Origin of the sequence: Stenotrophomonas panacihumi (assembly GCF_001431645.1) — a bacterium.
In the GTDB taxonomy this organism is placed as follows: domain Bacteria; phylum Pseudomonadota; class Gammaproteobacteria; order Xanthomonadales; family Xanthomonadaceae; genus Stenotrophomonas_A; species Stenotrophomonas_A panacihumi.
Window position 1 is genome coordinate 25,201 of the sequence record NZ_LLXU01000100.1, and the last position, 18,390, is coordinate 43,590.

Here is an 18,390-nt window from a genome sequence, read left to right on the forward strand (position 1 = left end):
GGTGGGCGGCGCTCACGGGCGCAGCGGTTCGAAGCGCACCGCCGCGCCCCCGCTGCCCGCCAGCGTGAGCGCCAGTGGCGCCGAGCGCGCATCCACCTCGCGTGTCTGCACGTCCACGCGGTCCGGCGCCGCGCCGTCCAGGTAGAGCGTCGCGCGCCAGCGCCCCGGGCCGAGGAAATCCAGCGGCAGCTGCAGCGTGCGCGACTGTTCGTTGGTCATGGCGCCCACGTACCAGTCGCGGCCATGTCGCCGCGCGACGAGGATGTGCTCGCCGATCGCGCCGCCGGGCACGCGCGTCTCGTCCCAGCGGGCGGGCACGTCGCGCAGGAACTGCACGCCTTCCGCGCCGGCGTAGGCATCGGGGCTGTCGGCCACCACCGCGAACGGGCTCTCGTACACCACGTACATCGCCAGCTGCTGCGCGCGCGTGGTCATCACCAGCGGCAGGTCGTTGCGCGGTTTGAACTGCGCGGGCGTGACGTTGCGGAAGCCACCCGGCGTGTAGTCCATCGGCCCGAGCAGCATGCGGGTGAAGGGCAGGGTGAGGTTGTGGCCGGCGGTCGCGCGCGTGCTCCACTTGTTGTATTCGGCGCCGAGCACGCCCTCCTGCGTGAGCAGGTTCGGATACGTGCGCGACAGCCCGGTGGGGTGGTAGGCGCCGTGCAGGTCCACCAGCAGGTGGTGCGCGGCGGCGCGCGCGAGCAGGCGATGGTAGAAGTCCACCATCTGCTGGTCGTCGCGGTCCATGAAGTCGACCTTGATGCCCTTGATGCCGAGCTGCTCGTACCACGCCAGGGCTTCGTCCATGTGCGCGTCGAGCGCGCGCCAGTGCGTCCACAACCATAGCCCGACATCGCGCTCGCGTGCGTACTGCACCATCGCCGGCAGGTCCAGGCCGGCGACCGGCTGCAGGATGTTGGCATCGGCGTGGTATTGCCCGTCGCCGGTGCTGCCGTGGTACCAGCCGTCATCGACCAGCATGTATTCCAGGCCCATCGACTGCGCATGGTCGATGTAGCGCTTGAGCGAGGCGGTGCTGGTGGTGGCGCCGGCGGCGATCGCGTCGGGCGCGCGCCAGCCGGACCACCAGTCCCAGGCGGATTTGCCCGGGCGGATCCATGACGTATCCGCGATCGTGCCGGGCGGATTGAGGTTCTCGATCAGCGTGGAGGAAATGAGCGCGCCCGGCTGCGCGCCGAGCATCACCACGCGCCACGGCGTGGCGACATCGCGGCCGCCCGCGTCGAGGGACACCGCGAGCGAGGGATCGTCCAACCGGGGGGAGAGCTTGGCGACTACGCCGAGCGCGCCGCTGTCGGGGCCGGCGAGGTACAGCCCGGCGTAGTCGCGCAGGTCGGCTTCGGCAATCGCCAGCGTGGTGCCCTTCGCGTCGGCCTGGCACACCAGCGGCAATTCGATGCGGTTGTGCGAACGCAGGCGCGACGCGGGGATCGCATCGAACTCGCCTTCGTGGCTGGTGCCGAAGTGACCGAGGTTGAGCGACCAGCACGGATAGTCGCCGGCGAAGGCGAAGCCGGTCAGTTCGTCGCGGATGCGCACCTGCGTCGCTTTCGGCAGGACATAACGAAACGCGATGCCTTCATCGTAGGAGCGGAATACCAGATCCATGCGCGCGCCGTTCTGGTCGGCGAGCGCGACGCGCAGTTCGCGATAGCGATCCCGCGCGACACGCGTCTTGCCCGCGGGCAGCACGTAAGTGCTGTCGTGCGCGCTTTCCTTGCTGCCTTGCAGCACCCATTGGCGCGATTTCGGCGCATCGCGCTCAAGCCATCCGAGCGCGGAGGGCGCGATGATTTCGCGCCCGTCGTAGAGCACGCGATAACTCGCCTGCCCCCCGTCCGAGAGCGAGAACTCCAGCGTGGCGTGCTGTTCGGGCGAGGAAATCCGCAGGGTTTTCGCCTGGCACGCGAACGTGCAGGCGAACACGACAGGCAACCACGCGAGAGCCAGGCGATGCGATCCGGACACGAACGTTCCCTCCCAGGAAAGTGCCGGCGGCCGTGGCGCGCCGGACGTGTCCGATAACGTTACCTGCTTCTTCGGCGTGCGCCTCGGTCCTTACTCGCTCGGCGGCACCGTCGCCTTCGCCTCGCTGCCGAAGCCGCCATCGGCCTCCGCGGCGAGATAGGCGAACACCGCGTAGGCGGCCACGTTCTGCGCCAGCGCCTTCGGGTCGATCTTGTCGAGCGTGTCGTCGGCGGTGTGGTGCAGGTCGAAGTAGTCGGTGCCGTCCTGGGCCAGCCAGCCCCACGCGCCGCCCTTGGCCGCGATCGGGCCGATGTCCGGGCCCGGGCCCCCCTTGGCCGGCATGTATTCGATGCCCAGCGGCGCGAGCACTTCGGCGATCTGCCGGGTCGCCTCGCGCGAGCCTTCCGCATTGCCCGAGCCGGTGTTGAAGCCGTAGATGCGGCCGGCGCCGAAGTCGCTCTCCGCGCCGATCTGGTGCACCGGCAGCTCGCCGGCCTTCGCCCGCGCTTCGGCGTACGCCTTGCCGCCGTACAGGCCCTGCTCCTCGTTGGCGAAGGCCACCACGCGGATGGTGCGCTTGGGCGCCTGCTTGAGCTGGCCGATCAGGTGGCCGGCCGCCATGGTGATGCCCACGCCCGCGCCATCGTCGATCGCGCCGGTGCCCAGGTCCCACGAATCGAGGTGGCCGCCGATCACCACGACCTCCTTCGGCTTGCCGCGCCCGGTGATCTCGCCGATCACGTTGTACGAGGTGGCGGTGCCGTCCCAGCCGCAGTCCAGCGCGACGCGCACGCGCACCGGGCCGAGTGCGGCGAGGCGGGCGAGCTGGTCGGCGTCGGGCGAGGACAGCGCGGCCGACGGCACCGGGGTGAGGCCTTCATCGAAGCGGGTGATGCCGGTGTGCGGCACGCGATGCGAATCGGTACCGGCCGAGCGCATCAGGAAGCCGACGGCGCCCTTGCGGATCGCCTCGGAGGGCGCGCGCGAACGCACCGCGCCGCCGATGCCGTAATCGGCGCCGTCGCGCTTCTTGCCCATCTGGTAGTCGACGAAGGCAATCTTGCCGGCCAGCGAGCCTGCCGGCGCGGCCTTCAGCGCGGCCAGGTCGGGGAAGCGCACGATCTCGCCCTCGACGGTGCCGGCCGGGCTGCCGCCCAGCGCGGTGACGTGCAGCGGCTGCGCGTTGGCGCCGACCACCTGCGCCTGCTCGCCGCGACGCTCCCACTTCGGGAAGGTCACCGGCTCGACGTACACCTTGTCGAAGCCCAGCGCCTTGAACTTGGCCTTCGCCCAGGCGACGGCGCGGGCATCGGCTTCGCTGCCGGCCATGCGCGGGCCGACCTCGGTGGTCAGCGATTCGGTGACCTTCCACGCGGTGTCGTCGGCCAGGGCCTGCTCGCGCAGCTGCGCGGCGGCGGCCAGGGACTTGGCGGGAATCGAGGTGGGTTCGGCGGCGAGGGCGCCGGAAGTGGCGAGCAGCGCGGCAATGGCGACAGCGAGGCGACGCATGAAGGGCTCCATGGCAGGGTAGACCGCGAGCCTAGCAGCGCGCGGCCGGGGAGCCCTGTGCGGGAGGTCACCCTCCCGCAACATGGATCACTTCTTCAGCGAATCGCGGATCTCGCGCAGCAGCACGACTTCCTCGCTGGGGGCGGCCGGGGCCGCTTCCTTGGGCTTGTGCAGGCGGTTGATCGCCTTGACCACCAGGAAGATGGCGAAGGCCACGATGATGAACTGCACCAGGGTGTTGAGGAAATCGCCGTAGCCGATGACCACCGCCGGGATGTCCTTGCCGTCCGCGCCCACGCGCGCCGGCGCCAGCACCCAGGCCATCTTGGAGAAATCGACCCCGCCGATCAGCAGGCCGATCGGCGGCATGATGATCTTCTCCACCAGCGCGGTGACGATCTTGCCGAACGCCGCGCCGATCACCACGCCGACGGCGAGGTCGATCACGTTGCCGCGCATGGCGAAATCCTTGAACTCCTTCAACATGCCCATGGCGTCTCCTCTTGTTGGGTACACGATGATCCTAGCGGCTGCGACGTAAGCGCGCGATCACGGTTCAGCGCGAAATGACGCCATGGCGTTCGGCGACGTTCTCCAGCCGCGCGCTGAAGCGGTCGCCCGGCTGCAGCGCCGCTACCCCGGCCGGCGTGCCCATGAAGACGAGATCGCCCGCCTTGAGCGCGTAGAGCTTGGAGAGTTCGTGCAGGATTTCCGGCACGTTCCAGATCATCTGGTCCAGCAGCGATTGCTGGCGCACTTCGCCGTTGACCTCCAGCGACAGGTTGAGCGCTTCCAGCGCGCCCACTTCACCGGCATGCACCAGCTCGCTCACCGGGGCCGAATGGTCGAAGCCTTTGGCGATGTCCCACGGCAGGCCCTTGGCCTTGGCGTTGGCCTGCAGGTCGCGACGGGTCAGGTCCAGGCCGACGCCGTAGCCGTATACCAGCGCCTCGGCCTGCTCGACCGGCAGCACGCCGGCCGGCGCGTCTTGCCCCAGCGCGACGACCAGCTCGACCTCGTGGTGCAGGTCGTGGGTCGCGGAGGGGTAGGGAATCTCGTCGCCGTGGCCGACGACGATGGCGTCGGCGGGCTTCATGAAGAACACCGGCTGGCCGCGCTCGGCCTTCGAGGCCGGGGCCTGGGCGCCCATCTCGCGGGCGTGGTCGGCGAAGTTGCGGCCCACGCAGTAGATGCGGCGCACCGGGAACGTACCGCCGCCCACGACGGGAATGCGCGGGGTTTCAGCGGCGGGGATTACATCGGAAGTCATTCGGCACGTCCTTCGTGGGGGAACGTGCGAGTCTAGCGCGGGGCTGGACGGGTGGCAGCCGCGGCGCGTCCTGCGCCAGCGGTGGGGCCTCAGCGCGAGAGCGGCAGGGCAGGCTTGCGGACGACGCGGTATTCGGCGTCGACGACATCGGCACGGGCGGCGGCCGGCGCGCGCTTGCGGCTGAGCAGCTTCCAGGTCACGCCGACCAGGATCATCGCCGCGCCGACGAACACGCCGAAGAAGATCAGCACGGCCAGGATCGCCAGGCCAGCCAGGCCCGCGGCCAGGCGCACCAGCGGGTGGCGCGGCTTGCGGGGGGCGAACAGCGTGCGGACGTTGCCGAACTGGAAATAGGAAGTACGCATGGCGGTGGGTTGCCGTAACGAGCCAGGCGGCAGTATCAGGGGCGTGATGGCGGCGTGAGTGAAAAATCCGTTAATGCGCGTTTTAGTGCTTGCATATCAGCGGGTTACGAGCGCCGAAAATTTGTCGCAGGGGCCGCTGGAGGGCGCATGCCACAATGTCGACCTGTCCGCGCAAAACGCTTGTCATGTCCGCCGCCGAAGCTGATCCGTCCTTCCTCGCCCGTCTCGACCAACTGCCCGACGGCGGTTTCCTGGAAGTGGAGGCGCGCGTGGATGGCGACGCCGAATCGCTGGTGCTGTACCGCGAGGGCGCGCAGGTGCGGGCGTGGTTGAACGTCTGCCCGCATGCCGGGCGTCGCCTGGACTGGGCGCCGGGGCAGTTCCTCAAGAGCGCGCAGGGCCATCTGGTCTGCGCCGCGCACGGGGCATCCTTCGAGCTGGTGCAGGGCGATTGCGTGTCCGGCCCGTGCCGGGGCGACCGCCTGCGCGCGGTCGGCGTCAACGTGGCCGAAGGCGAAATCCGCCTGGCCTGAGCCTTACAGGCCGCCCCACCAGGTCATCAGGTGGATGACCCCGACCATCACCGCCACGTAGATCAGCGAGAGCGGCGCGCCCACCCGCCACAGCTCGCGCGGGGTGTAGTTGGCCGGGCCGGTGACCATGGAGATCACCGGGTTGGAAGCGGTCATCAGGTTGTTGGAGGCCGACAGCGCCACGATCAACGCGAACGCGGTCGGGTTGCCGCCCGCCGCCAGCGCCAGGTTCACCGCGATGGGCACCATCACGATGGTCGCCCCGACGTGGCTGATCACCAGCGAGAACGCGGTGGTCAGCAGGGCCAGCGCGATCTCCAGCACCCACACCGGGATGCCCTCGGGCAGGCGCTCGATGGTATGGCCCGCCACCCACGCCGCGGTGCCGCTGCTGTCCATCGCCCAGCCGAGCGGGATCAGCCCGGCCATCAGGAACACCGTCTTCCAGTTGATCGAGGCATAGGCCTCGTCCATGCGCAGCACGCCGGTGACCAGCATGCCGGCCACGCCGGTCATCAGGGTGAGCGAGACCGGCAGCTTGGAGGTCAGCGCGATCAGGATCGTCACCGCGAAGATCGCCATGGCGATCTTGAACTTGTGCGGCCGCTGCTCGCCCTTGGGGTAGTCGGTGACGACGACGAAATCGCGCGTTTCCGCCGCCTGGCCCAGGTCCTGCCAGATGCTGTGGAACACCAGCATGTCGCCGGCGCGCAGCTTTTCCTGGCGCACGTCGTCGCGGATGACCTGCTTGTCGCGGTTGATCGCCAGCAGGCTGATGCCGCTCTGCTTGCGCAGGCGCAGTTCGCCGGCGCTCTTGCCGATGAAGCGCGAGTTCGGCGGGATCAGCGCCTCGGAGATGCCCGCGCGGCTGGGGTTGAACAGGTCGCCCAGGTGGCGCAGCCGCGAGGACATGCGCAGGAACTGGTTCTGCGCGAAATCGGCCACGTGCTGGCGCGCGCCCATCACGCCGAGCACGCTGCCCACCCAGATGCGCATGTCCGCCGGCGGCGCCAGGCGGGTGTCGTTGCCGGTCTTCAGCGCGAGCATCAGCGGCGCGTCGTGCAGGCCCTCGGCCTCGCCCAGCGTCATGCCGACCAGCGGGCTCTCGGCGCTGACCACCAGCTCGAACACGTCGCCCTCGATGCCGTAGGTCTTGGCGAAATAGCTTTCGGTGCGGGCCGGGGTGACGCCGTCGTTGGCCAGCGATTCCTCTTCCACCAGCTTGCGGTCGCCGTAGTAGCGGAAGTACAGCAGCGCGGCGACCAGCAGGCCCACGCCGATCGGTAGCGGCGCGAACATGCGCAGCGGCTCGATGGTGGCCATGCCGGAGGGCAGGTTGTTGTTGGCGGAGATCAGCAGGTCGTTGAGCAGGATCAGCGGCGAGTTGCCGACCATGGTCAGCGCGCCGCCCATCACGATGGCCGCGGCGATCGGCAGCAGCAGGCGCTGCAGGGTCAGGCCGGTGCGCGCGGCCAGCCGCGAGGCGACCGGCAGGTACAGCGCCATCACCGAGGGGTTCTGCATGAAGGAGGAGTTGAGCCCGGAGATGGCCAGGGTCATGGTCATCAGCCGCTTCTCGTTGCCGTGCGAGCGGCGCAGCAGCCAGGAGGCGAGGCGGTTCAGCGCGCCGGTGCGTTCGAGCCCGGCGCCGAGGATGGTGGTGGCGATGATGCTGATCACCGCGTTACCGGAGAAGCCGCCGAAGATCTCCTCCGGGGCGATCAGGCCGGTGACGCCGAGCACCACCAGCACGATCAGCGCCACTACATCGGCGCGGATGCGCTCGAACAGGAACATCGCCATCGTGAAGCCGACCAACGCCAGCACCAGCTTCATGTCGTTGGTCAGCGTCAGCGCGGTTTCCATGTCGCGGCGGGTTTCCTTGGGTGAGCGGGCCGGGGCTCAGGCTCGATCGTAGAGCAGATCCCAGACGCCATGGCCCAGTTTCTGGCCACGCGTCTCGAAGTGGGTTTGCGGACGCCATTCCGGGCGCGGCACGTGGCCACGCGGGCCGGCGCGGTTGGCGAGGCCTTCGGTGGCGTCGAGCACGTCCCACATTTGCTCGGCGTAGTTTTCCCAATCCGTGGCGCAATGCAGGCGGCCGCCCGGGCGCAGCTTGCGCACCAGCAGCGCGGCGAAGGCCGGCTGCACCAGGCGGCGCTTGTTGTGGCGCTTCTTGTGCCACGGGTCGGGGAAGTAGATGCGCACCTCGTCCAGCGTGCCGTCGGCGATTTCCTTCTCCAGCACCTCGACCGCGTCGTGGTGGTAGAGGCGCACGTTGTCGCTGCCGTCCTCGGCCAGCGCGTTGAGCAGGCGGCCCACGCCGGGGGCATGGACCTCGATGCCGATGTAGTCGCGGCTCGGGTCCTGCCGGGCGGCGAAGCGCAGCGCGGCGCCATTGCCGAAGCCGATCTCCAGCACCTTGGGTGCGGGGCGGCCGAACACGGCGTCGTAGTCGCGCGGGGCGCCGGTGAAGTCCAGGCCGAAGCGCGGCCAGGCCTCGTCGAACGCGCGCTGCTGGGCCGGCGTGAAGCGGCCCTGGCGCAGCACGAAGCTGCGGACCTCGCGGCGGCCTTCGGTAACCGTGAACGGCTTGGGCGGCGCCTTGGAGCCGCTGCTGGAGAACGGATCGGTCATCAGCCGACCAGTCCGTCCACCGGCGAGGATGCGCTGGCGTAGCGCTTGCGCGGGATGCGCCCGGCCAGGAACGCCTCGCGGCCGGCTTCCACGGCCTTGCGCATCGCGCTGGCCATCAGCACCGGCTGGCGCGCGCCGGCGATGGCGGTGTTCATCAGCACGCCGTCGCAGCCCAGCTCCATCGCGATGGCCGCGTCCGAGGCGGTGCCGACGCCGGCGTCGACGATGATCGGCACCTTGGCGTCTTCGATGATCTGCAGCAGGTTGTACTTGTTCTGGATGCCCAGGCCCGAGCCGATCGGCGCGGCCAGCGGCATCACCGCCGCGCAGCCGATCTCCTCCAGGCGCTTGGCCAGGATCGGGTCGTCGCTGGTGTAGACCATCACGTCGAAGCCGTCGGCCACGAGCAGTTCGGCGGCCTTGAGCGTCTGCACCACGTCCGGGTACAGGGTCTTCTGGTCGCCCAGCACTTCCAGCTTGGTGAGGTTGTGGCCGTCGAGCAGCTCGCGCGCCAGCCGGCAGGTGCGCACCGCGTCCTCGGCGGTGTAGCAGCCGGCGGTGTTGGGCAGGATCGTGTAGCGGTCCGGCGGCAGGGCGTCGAGCAGGTTCGGCTCGTTGGCGTTCTGGCCGATATTCACGCGGCGGATCGCCACGGTGACGATCTCGGCGCCGGCGGCCTCGGTGGCCACGCGGGTTTCTTCGAGATCCTTGAACTTGCCCGTGCCGGTCAGCAGTCGGGAACGGTAGGTCTTGCCGGCGATGACCAGCGAATCGGGGGAGGTCGGGTTGCTCATCGCGCAATTATCACCCATCCCACCCCCGGCCCGCTGCATGCGCGCCCGGTGCGCGGGCGTCAGCCGCCGCCGAGCGCGTGCACGATCTCGATGCGGTCGCCCTCGGCCAGGCGGTGTTCGGCGTGGCGGCCGCGCGGCACGATCTCGCCGTTGATCTCAACCGCGACCCGGCGCTCGGCCAGGCCTTCGCTGCCGAGCAGCGCGGCCAGGGTGGTATCGGGGGCGATGTGGCGGGGTTCGCCATTGAGCTGGATGTCCATGTCATCATTGTCGCATCGCGCGCCAAACCGGCGCGCGCTTTCGTTTCATGCCGCAGTGCAGCGTGAGCGGTCGCCGGTGCGGTGGAAAGATGCACCATGCGCCTGCGTACGCTTGCAGGCAGGCGGTACCCACGATCCCCCAGGGTCAACAAAAAAACAGGGAGTTCCCCGATGTCTTCGTCGTTCCGTCCGATCCGTTCCCTGATGGCAGTCGCCATCGCGCTGGCCTCCGCGCCGGCGTTCGCCGATTCGGCCTACAACCAGACCGTCTTCTTCGGCGACAGCCTTACCGACAGCGGCTACTACCGTCCGCTGCTGCCGGCGAGCGTGCAGCCGGTGACCGGCAAGTTCACCACCAACCCGGGCTGGGTGTGGGCCGAATACGTGGCCGACTACTACGGCACCAACGCCGCGGCGAACGGCAACGGCCAGACCGGCGACAACTACGCCGCCGGCGGCGCGCGCGTGAATGCCACCTCGGTGAGCGCGCTGGGCTCGGCGCCCTCGCTGGTCACCCAGGTCAACAACTACCTGACCGCCAACGGCGGCAAGGCCAACCCGAACGCGCTGTACACCGTGTGGGGCGGCGCCAACGACCTGTTCGCCGTGGCCGCCGGCGCCCCGGCGCAGGCCACCATCGGCGCGGCCGTCACCGCGCAGGTCGGCATCGTCGGCCAGCTCGAGGCGGCCGGCGCCAAGTACGTGATGGTCCCGACCATCCCGGACATCGGCCTGACCCCGTCCTCGCGCGCGCTGGGCGCGGCCGGCATGGCGCAGGGCACCGCGCTGGCCACCGCCTACAACAACGCGCTGTTCTCCGGCCTGCAGACCGCCGGCCTGCGCGTGATCCCGGTCGACACCTTCCACATCCTGCAGGAAATCGTCGCCGACCCGGGCACCTACGGCTTCACCAACGTCACCGGCCAGGCCTGCACCGCGGTGCTGCCGACCTGCAACCCGACCAGCCTGGCCGCGCCGAACGCGCAGAACACCTGGCTGTTCGCCGACGGCGTGCACCCGACCACCGCCACCCACCAGATCCTCGGCCAGTACGCGCTGTCGATCCTGGAGGCGCCGCGCCTGCAGCAGGTGCTGATGCACTCGGCCGCGGTCACCGGCCGCGCGCGCGCCGACCAGGTCGCCTGGCACCTGGACGGCAAGCCGGAATCGGACGGCACCCGCTGGTGGGGCAGCGTGCGCGGTGACTACCAGCGCTACGACCATGCCGACCTGTATGACGGCCTGGCCCCGGCCGGCCTGTTCGGCGTGGACTGGAACCGCGGCGACCTGGTGTTCGGCGGCTTCGCCGGCTACGGCCGCATGGACGCCGACTTCGGCCAGAGCCGTGGCGACTTCACCCAGGACGACACCACCCTCGGCGGCTTCTTCGGCTGGTACACCGGCCCGGTATGGGTCAACGCGCAGGTGAGCTACAGCTGGCTGAGCTATGACGTGAACCGCAAGGTCCAGCTCGGCCCGGCCACCCGCGAGCACAAGGGCTCGGCCGACGGCAGCAACCTGACCGCCGCCGTCAACGCCGGCTACGAGCTGGGCGAGGGCAGCTTCAAGCACGGCCCGGTGGTCGGCCTGACCTGGCAGAAGGTGAAGATGGACGGCTACGTCGAAGGCAACGAGAGCGCCACCGCGCTCGGCTACGACGACCAGGACGTCGAGTCGCTGGTCGGCCGCGTGGGCTGGCAGTTCCGCCTGGACGGCGGTTCGATCAAGCCGTACCTGCAGCTGACCTACGACCACGATTTCAAGGACAACACCGAAGCCAGCGCGTGGCTGCAGTCGATGCCGGACGTGGGCACGTACTACGTGCCGGGCATCGACTTCGACCGCAACTACGCCACCGTCGTGCTCGGCGCGCGGACCGGCGTGTGGGGCCTGCAGAGCAACTTCGGCGTGACCTCGACCACCGCGCAGAAGAGCGCGCGCGACATGACGGTGTTCGTCAACTTCAGCGGCGCGTTCTGATCCATCGAACCACCGTGCGACACACGCGAGGGGCCGGCATTGCCGGCCCCTTTCGTTTGCCCGCCGCGCATTGCGTTCACCCGCGGCGGCCCCTAGACTTGCGCCAACGCCGCGCGGGCGTAGCTCAATGGTAGAGCTGTAGCTTCCCAAGCTACTGACGTGGGTTCGATTCCCATCGCCCGCTCCATCTTCCAGGCCGCGAGATGCGCCTGAGGCTTCACTTCACCGGGCCGGGCAAGATGCGTCCGGCCTGCTCCGCGACCGGCCGCGATGAAGCTCGCCATCCTTTCCCGCAACAGCAAGTTGTACTCCACCCGACGCCTGGTGGAAGCCGCGCGCGAGCGCGGGCACACCGTGCGCATCCTCGACCCGCTGCGCTGCTACATGCGCATCGCCGCCGGGCAGTTTTCCATGCACTACAAGGGCCGGGCGATCACCGGATTCGATGCGGTGATCCCGCGCATCGGCGCCTCGGTCACCCGTTACGGCACGGCCGTGCTGCGCCAGTTCGAGATGATGGGCACCTACACGCCCAACCCCTCCGACGCGATCCTGCGCGGGCGCGACAAGCTGCGCGCGCACCAGCTGCTGGCGGCGCAGGGCATCGACATGCCGATCACCGTGTTCGGCGACAACCCCGACGACACCCAGGACCTGCTCTCCATGCTCGGCCCGCCGCCGCACGTGGTGAAGCTCAACGAGGGCGCCCAGGGCACCGGCGTGATCCTCACCGAGAAGGCGAGCGCGTCGCGCGGGGTGGTCGAGGCGTTGCGTGGGCTGTATGCCAATTTCCTCGTCCAGGAGTTCATCGGCGAGGCCGAGGGCGCGGACCTGCGCTGCTTCGTGGTCGGTGACCAGGTCGTGGCGGCCATGCGCCGACAGGCGGCCGAGGGCGACTTCCGCTCCAACCTGCACTTGGGCGGCAGCGCCGCCGCCGCCGTGGCCACCGAGCAGGAGCGCGACGTCGCGGTGCGTTCGGCCCGCGCGCTGGGGCTGGAAGTGGCGGGCGTGGACCTGATCCGTTCCAAACGGGGCCCGCTGGTGCTGGAGGTCAATTCGACCCCCGGCCTGGAGGGGGTCGAGGCGGTCTGCGGGGTGGACGTGGCGGGGGCGGTGCTGGCCCGGGTCGAGGCGGCGGTGGCCGCTGGCGGGGCCAAGCCGGCCCGATCGCGTCGCCGGGCAACTTCTTGATAAAAATTTAACGGCTGTTTAATTGGTCGGGGGCTAGCCTCTACCAGACCGCAGCTCTGCCCTCGCAGGAAACGGTGAATCGGGATGTTTCGGCCCAGGCGCGGCCAGCGCCTGGGCCTTTTTGTTGCCCGAAGCCCGCGCGGGCTACCCGGGAGGGCGCGATTTACCCGGTCAGGGCCATGGATTACAGTCGGTTTTCCTCACTATGGATGGTTGCCTCATGAAACGGTTCGTCAGCGTGTTGTTGGTCTCTTCCCTTGCCCTGGCCGCCAGCGCGTTCGCCGCGCCGGCCGAGGCGCCGCTGAACCTGCACAACTCCCCCGACGTCGTCGCCAAGCAGCTGCAGAAAATCAACACGCAGATGGCCGATGGCGAGACCTATGCGGAAATTTCGGTCGAAAACCGCAGCAAGGTGCGCGAGGCGCTGGGCCGGATCACTGGCGCGCTGGAAGCCTCCGGCGGCCGCCCGCTGACGCCGGAAGCCGAGACCCAGGCCTTCAACGACCAGGAAATCGTCAACACGCTGCTGACCGGCGCCAAGGAAGACAGCCGCGTGGTCTGCGAGCGCGAGCGCCAGATGGGCTCCAACCGCATCACCTCCAAGTGCATGACCGTGGCCGAGCGCCGTCGCCTGCGCGAGCAGGGTGAGCGCGCCACGCGCGACCTGTCGCAGCGGCAGCTGCAGTACGACCCGCGCAACGGCGGCAGCGGCCGGTAAGGAAGCATCAGGCCGGTCCGCCACGGCGGCCGGCCACGAGGCATCAGAGGCAACTTTTCGTCGCCGGTCGGGTCTGACCTCTCGACGATCGGCGTGCCGTCAACAGGATCTTGACGAGTGCCCGGGATGATAGCCGTCTCATCCGCCGGCGCGGCGGGCCTTCCGCGGCCACGCAGTGCGACGCAACCGCAAGAACCGTAAAGGAACCACCAAGTGCGAATTCTGGTAATCGAAGACAACAGCGACATCGCCGCCAACCTGGGTGACTACCTGGAAGACCGTGGCCACACCGTGGATTTCGCCGCCGATGGCGTCACCGGCCTGCACCTGGCGGTGGTCCACGACTTCGACGCCATCGTGCTCGACCTCAACCTGCCCGGCATGGACGGCATCGAGGTCTGCCGCAAGCTGCGCAACGAAGCGCGCAAGCAGACGCCGGTGCTGATGCTCACCGCGCGCGATTCGCTGGACAACAAGCTGGCCGGTTTCGATTCCGGCGCCGACGACTACCTGATCAAGCCGTTCGCGCTGCAGGAAGTGGAGGTGCGCCTCAACGCGCTCTCGCGCCGCGGCAAGGGCGTGCATACCCGCGTGCTGGAAACCGGCGACCTGGAATACAACCTGGACACCCTCGAAGTGCGCCGCCGCGGCAAGCTGCTGCAGCTCAACCCGACCGCGCTGAAGATCCTGCAGGCGCTGATGGAGGCTTCCCCGGCGGTGGTCACCCGCCAGGAACTGGAAACCCGCGTCTGGGGCGAGGAGCTGCCTGATTCGGATTCGCTGCGCGTGCATATCCATGGCCTGCGCGCGGTGGTCGACAAGCCGTTCGACGTGCCGCTGATCCAGACCCGCCATGGCATCGGTTACCGGATCGCCTCACCCGATGCCTGAGCGCGGTAGCGCCGCCCGGCCCGCGCAGAAGCGCGGGCTGTACCGCAGGCGGCTGCGGAGTCGAATCATCCTGTCCTTCGTGCTGTTGGGCTTCTGCCTGACCAGCCTGTTCGCGTTCGCCACCAAGTGGACGCGCGCGCGCGTGGAGAACCAGCTCGTCGAAGACGTGATGGAGCGGAACATCGACGAGTATGTCCGCCGCTTCTACGCAGACCCCAGCCACAACCCGCCGGTGCCGATCGACCAGATCCGTGGCTGGGTGTATTCGCGCGACCGGCTGGACCGGCTCTACCAGGAACACCCGGACTGGGTGGACCTCAAGCCGGGCGTGTACCGCATCGTCAGCGGCGTGGACGAGGAGGGCAGGCCGTTCGCCTACCGCCTGGCCGTACGCAAGACCGACGAGGCCTGGTTCTTCCTGGCCTATGACATGACCCAGGCCCAGCGCGGCGAGGTGCAGCTCAACCGCACGCTGCTGATCTCGGTACTGGTGTTCAGCCTGCTCTCGCTGGTGCTGGGTTGGTGGTCGGCCTCGAAGGTGATGCGGCCGGTGTCCGACCTGGCCGCGCGCCTGCGCGCCTACCGCGGCGGCACCAGCGAGCCCAAGCCGCTGGCGCCGTACTTCACCGACGACGAGGTCGGCCAGCTGGCCGGCGCGCTGGACGACTATTCCAACCGGCTGACCGAGGTGGTGCAGCGCGACCGCGAGTTCAATGCGGACGTCAGCCACGAGCTGCGCACGCCGCTGGCGGTGATCCGCGGCGCGACCGAATTGCTGCTGACGCGCCCGAATCTCGATGACAAGGTGCTGCAGCGCCTGCAGCGCATCCAGCGTGCCGAGCAGCAGTGCAGCGATCTCATCGGCGCGCTGTTGCTGCTTTCGCGCAACGAGCGCGGGCAGGGCAGCAGCAACGTCGCCAAGGTCGCCGAGCAGCTGCTCGAGGCGCATCGCGCGCAGCTGGGTGGCAAGCCGCTGGAGCTCGTGCTGGAAGGGGTCAGCGACCTGGTGATCGACGCGCCGGAGTCGGCGTTGTCGGTGGCGCTGGGCAACCTGATCGGCAATGCGGTGAAGTACACGCAGGAAGGGCAGGTGCGGGTGATCGTCCACGAGGACGCGGTCGAAGTGGCTGATACTGGCCCGGGCCTCAGCCAGGAAGACGCCGCCAAGCTGTTCCAGCGTGGCTACCGCGGCACGCATGCGGGCCATTCGCAGGGCGGCGGCATCGGCCTTTCGATCGTGAGCCGGCTGTGCGACCTGTACGGCTGGCGGGTGGGCGTGCGCCCGGGCGAGACGCGGGGCGTGGTCGCCACCCTGTATTTCAGCGGGGAGGGCGTGCCCGCGCTGGAGCCGCCGCGCGAGGAACCGCCGGCCGCCTCCTGAAGGCTCAGCCTGCCTGGCTCAATGCCAGGTATTGCGCGGCCAGTTCGCGTGCCCGCGCCTGCAGGTGGGCCGGGTTGCCATCATTGACGACGACATCGTCGGCCAGCGCCAGCCGCTGCTCGCGGCGGGCCTGCGCGGCGATCATGCGGTCGGCCAGGGCGGCGTCGATGCCGTCGCGGGCCATCAGGCGTTCGCGCTGCAGGGATACCGGTGCGTCGACCACCAGGACGCGGTCCAGCCACGGATAGACCCGGCGCCCGCCGGCTTCGGTGAGCAGCGGGATGGCCGCGATGGCGTAGGGGCCGGGGGCCGCATCGCACTGCGCCCGCAGGCGCTCGCGGATGGCGGGGTGGGTGATGGCCTCCAGGGCCAGCCGCAGTTCCTCGTCGGCGAAGACCAACTCGCGCAGGGCGCGCCGGTCGAGCGTGCCGTCGGGCTGCAGCAGGTGCTGGCCGAAACGCTCGGCGATGCGCGACAGCACCGGGCCGGGCGCGACCACTTCGCGGGCAACGACATCGGCGTCCACCACGGTGACGCCCAGGGATTCGAACTCGCGCCCGAGCGCGCTCTTGCCGGAGGCGATGCCCCCGGTCAGCCCGATGACGTAACCGCTCATGGCCTCGCCCGGCGGTTCAGCCGAGGCCGGCGTACTGCTTGTAGCCGGTGATGATCGAATTGCCCCAGAAGAACACGATCCAGCCGGCGATGGCCAGGTAGGGGCCGAACGGAATGGGCGTGGCCCGATCGCGGCCCTTGGCGGCCAGCCAGATCGAACCGATGATCGCCCCGACCAGCGAGGAGATCAGGATGATCGGCAGGATGCCATTGAGGCCGCACCAGGCGCCGAGCGCGGCCAGCAGCTTGAAGTCGCCATGGCCCATGCCCTCCTTGCCGGTGAGCTGCTTGAACAGCCACCACACCGCCCAGAGCGAGAAATAGCCCACCGCCGCGCCCAGCAGGGCGGGCTTGGCATGCATGTAGAGATTGTCCATCGAGCCGATCAGGCCCAGCCACATGAGGGGCAGGGTGAGCTGGTCCGGCAGCAGGCGCGTGCGCAGGTCGATGCCGGACAGCGCCACCAGGAAGCAGCTCAGCACGATCGCGCCGAAGCCCTGCCAGCCGAAGCCGAAGCGCCACACGCTGGCCACGACCAGCAGCGAGGTCAGCAGTTCGACCAGCGGGTACTGGATGGAGATGGGCGTATGGCAGTGCCGGCACTTGCCGCGCAGGGCCAGCCAGCTGAACACCGGGATGTTCTCGTACCAGGACAGCTTGTGCTTGCAGTGCGGGCAGTGCGAGGGCTCGACCACGATGCCCGGCGGTGGCGGCTCGTAGATGTCCGGTTCGCCGAGGATCTCGCGCGCATCGCGCTTCCACTGCCACTCCATGCGCTTGGGCAGGCGCAGGATCACTACGTTGAGGAAACTGCCCAGCAGCAGTCCCAGGCCGGCCGCGGCGGGGAAGCCGAGGCCGGGGTGCTGGTCGAGAAATGCCATGTGTTGTTAGACCACTGCCGCCAGTTTGAAGATGGGCAGGTACATGCCGATGACCATGCTGCCCACGATGGTGCCGATGAAGATCATGATCATAGGCTCCAGCAGGCTGCTCAGGGCGTCAACCGCATTGTTGACCTCCTGCTCGTAGTACTCCGCAACCTTGAACAGCATCGCATCGAGTGCACCGGCTTCTTCGCCGATGGCGGTCATCTGGACCACCATGTGCGGGAACAGGTTGACCTGCTTCATCGCCATGTTGACCGGGTAGCCGACCGACACGTCGTCGCGCATGCGCAGGACGGCTTTCTCGTACACGGAGTTGCCGGTCGCGCCTGCCACGATGCCCAGGGCTTCGACGAGTGGCACGCCCGCGCGGAATGTCACGGCCGTGGTACGCGAGAAGCGGGCGATCGAGCTGTTGTTCATGATCTGGCCGATGACCGGCACCTTGAGGATCAATCGGTCCAGACCATGCTGCATGCTGGGAGATCGCTTGTAGGCATACAGGATGCCGAAGCCACTTCCGACCACGATGAGAAGCATCAGCCACCACCAGGACACCATGAATCTGGAAAGATTCACGATGATCTGGGTGAAGGCAGGCAGCTCGGCGCCGAAGTTCTTGAACACCGACTCGAACTGCGGCACCACGAAGATGAGCAGGATTGCGCTGACGATGATCGCCACCGCGATGACCATGGCCGGGTAGAACAGGGCCTTCTTGATCTTGCCCTTGAGCGCTTCGATGTTCTCTTTATAAGTGGCGACGGTATCGAGCACCGTCTCGAGCACACCGGCACCTTCACCCGCGCGGACGAGGTTGCGATAGAGCTCGTCGAACTGCACGGGGTGCTTGCTGATTGCCTCGTAGAGCGAGGAGCCGCCCTCGATATCCGTGCGGATATCGGTGACCATTTTCTTCATGCGCGGGTTCTTGTGCCCGCTGCCGATGATCTCCAGGGCGCCCACGATCGGCACGCCCGACTTCATCATCGTCGCCATCTGACGGCTGAAGAAGGCGATGTCCTTGGCGCTGATGGTCTTGCCGGCACTGCCGAACAGCGGCTTGGGCTTGGGCTTGACCACGCTGGGCGTGATCCCCTGCTTGCGGAGTTCGGCACGAAGGAAGTTGGCGTTCTTTGCCGCCTGCTCCCCCTTCATCTTCACGCCGCGCTTGTCTGTTCCCTCCCAGACGAACGGCAGCATCTGACTGGTATTTCGGTCGACCGGTGCTTTCTTGATGGCGCTACGCGCTACGGACATGTCGTTTCCCCTACCGACCATCCCCAGGCCGGAGTATCGCCGCATGGTAACGGGTTCCGTGGGGCGATGACACGGGGGAGCGGGCAACCGTGCCGGGGGTCACGCTATCGGCG

At 68.6% G+C, this 18,390-nt stretch carries 18 protein-coding genes and 1 tRNA gene; 7 read left to right on the forward strand and 12 right to left on the reverse strand.

Translation table 11 applies throughout. The features are described 5' to 3' along the window. Positions 1-12: 12 nt before the first annotated feature. From ARC20_RS13305 to ARC20_RS13325, 5 genes are all read right to left on the reverse strand, one after another. Positions 13-1,971, reverse strand: a complete 1,959-nt coding sequence (locus ARC20_RS13305; protein ID WP_338062993.1) for a glycoside hydrolase family 97 protein — start codon at positions 1,969-1,971, stop codon at positions 13-15. A gap of 108 nt (positions 1,972-2,079) precedes the next feature. Continuing rightward, complete coding sequence (locus tag ARC20_RS13310; RefSeq protein WP_057647908.1) at positions 2,080-3,498, reverse strand: M28 family peptidase; 1,419 nt, start codon at positions 3,496-3,498, stop codon at positions 2,080-2,082. Between the two features lie 87 nt (positions 3,499-3,585). Further along, a complete protein-coding gene (mscL, locus tag ARC20_RS13315) occupies positions 3,586-3,990 on the reverse strand; it encodes a large-conductance mechanosensitive channel protein MscL (protein WP_057647910.1) in 405 nt (134 codons plus the stop codon). A 64-nt stretch (positions 3,991-4,054) separates the two neighbouring features. Further along, entirely contained in the window at positions 4,055-4,768 is a 714-nt protein-coding gene (locus ARC20_RS13320; RefSeq protein WP_057647913.1) for a fumarylacetoacetate hydrolase family protein, read from the reverse strand. Positions 4,769-4,857: 89 nt separating this feature from the next. Further along, positions 4,858-5,133, reverse strand: a complete 276-nt coding sequence (locus ARC20_RS13325) for a hypothetical protein (RefSeq protein ID WP_057647914.1) — start codon at positions 5,131-5,133, stop codon at positions 4,858-4,860. A 185-nt stretch (positions 5,134-5,318) separates the two neighbouring features. On the opposite strand from ARC20_RS13325, the gene ARC20_RS13330 reads away from it, so the two are divergent. Continuing rightward, positions 5,319-5,666, forward strand: coding sequence for a Rieske (2Fe-2S) protein (locus ARC20_RS13330; protein ID WP_057647917.1), 348 nt, complete (start codon positions 5,319-5,321; stop codon positions 5,664-5,666). Positions 5,667-5,669: 3 nt separating this feature from the next. Here the strand turns inward: ARC20_RS13330 and ARC20_RS13335 are convergent, their stop codons facing one another. The 4 genes from ARC20_RS13335 to thiS are packed head-to-tail and all read right to left on the reverse strand — an operon-like array spanning position 5,670 to position 9,357. After that, entirely contained in the window at positions 5,670-7,532 is a 1,863-nt protein-coding gene (locus ARC20_RS13335) for an SLC13 family permease (RefSeq protein WP_057647919.1), read from the reverse strand. Between the two features lie 36 nt (positions 7,533-7,568). After that, entirely contained in the window at positions 7,569-8,303 is a 735-nt protein-coding gene (gene trmB, locus ARC20_RS13340) for a tRNA (guanosine(46)-N7)-methyltransferase TrmB (protein WP_057647920.1), read from the reverse strand. After that, positions 8,303-9,097 carry a thiazole synthase gene (locus ARC20_RS13345; RefSeq protein WP_057647923.1) on the reverse strand — a complete coding sequence of 265 codons (795 nt, stop codon included), beginning with the start codon at positions 9,095-9,097 and terminating at the stop codon, positions 8,303-8,305. The genes trmB and ARC20_RS13345 overlap by 1 nt, the downstream gene beginning before the upstream one ends. A 59-nt stretch (positions 9,098-9,156) precedes the next feature. Further along, on the reverse strand, positions 9,157-9,357 hold the full coding sequence (thiS, locus tag ARC20_RS13350) for a sulfur carrier protein ThiS (protein ID WP_057647925.1): 201 nt from the start codon (positions 9,355-9,357) through the stop codon (positions 9,157-9,159). 204 nt (positions 9,358-9,561) lie between these two features. Between thiS and ARC20_RS13355 the strand changes: the two genes are divergently transcribed. The 6 genes from ARC20_RS13355 to ARC20_RS13380 all read left to right on the forward strand — a co-directional run bounded on the left by ARC20_RS13355 (position 9,562) and on the right by ARC20_RS13380 (position 15,518). Further along, a complete protein-coding gene (locus ARC20_RS13355) occupies positions 9,562-11,337 on the forward strand; it encodes an autotransporter domain-containing esterase (RefSeq protein WP_057647944.1) in 1,776 nt (591 codons plus the stop codon). A gap of 113 nt (positions 11,338-11,450) precedes the next feature. Beyond that, positions 11,451-11,524, forward strand: a tRNA-Gly gene (locus tag ARC20_RS13360). Positions 11,525-11,607: 83 nt separating this feature from the next. Beyond that, entirely contained in the window at positions 11,608-12,528 is a 921-nt protein-coding gene (rimK, locus tag ARC20_RS13365; protein WP_057647928.1) for a 30S ribosomal protein S6--L-glutamate ligase, read from the forward strand. Between the two features lie 220 nt (positions 12,529-12,748). Continuing rightward, positions 12,749-13,246 carry a hypothetical protein gene (locus ARC20_RS13370; protein WP_057647930.1) on the forward strand — a complete coding sequence of 166 codons (498 nt, stop codon included), beginning with the start codon at positions 12,749-12,751 and terminating at the stop codon, positions 13,244-13,246. Positions 13,247-13,459: 213 nt separating this feature from the next. After that, positions 13,460-14,137, forward strand: coding sequence for a response regulator transcription factor (locus tag ARC20_RS13375; protein ID WP_057647931.1), 678 nt, complete (start codon positions 13,460-13,462; stop codon positions 14,135-14,137). Next, complete coding sequence (locus ARC20_RS13380) at positions 14,130-15,518, forward strand: sensor histidine kinase (RefSeq protein WP_057647933.1); 1,389 nt, start codon at positions 14,130-14,132, stop codon at positions 15,516-15,518. The genes ARC20_RS13375 and ARC20_RS13380 overlap by 8 nt, the downstream gene beginning before the upstream one ends. Before the next feature lie 4 nt (positions 15,519-15,522). Here the strand turns inward: ARC20_RS13380 and coaE are convergent, their stop codons facing one another. The 3 genes from coaE to ARC20_RS13395 are packed head-to-tail and all read right to left on the reverse strand — an operon-like array spanning position 15,523 to position 18,277. Further along, positions 15,523-16,134 carry a dephospho-CoA kinase gene (gene coaE, locus ARC20_RS13385; protein WP_057647935.1) on the reverse strand — a complete coding sequence of 204 codons (612 nt, stop codon included), beginning with the start codon at positions 16,132-16,134 and terminating at the stop codon, positions 15,523-15,525. Positions 16,135-16,150: 16 nt separating this feature from the next. Then, positions 16,151-17,014: a prepilin peptidase gene (locus tag ARC20_RS13390; protein WP_057647937.1), complete on the reverse strand. Its 864-nt coding sequence runs from the start codon at positions 17,012-17,014 to the stop codon at positions 16,151-16,153. A 6-nt stretch (positions 17,015-17,020) separates the two neighbouring features. Then, entirely contained in the window at positions 17,021-18,277 is a 1,257-nt protein-coding gene (locus ARC20_RS13395; protein WP_057647939.1) for a type II secretion system F family protein, read from the reverse strand. Positions 18,278-18,390: the final 113 nt, after the last annotated feature.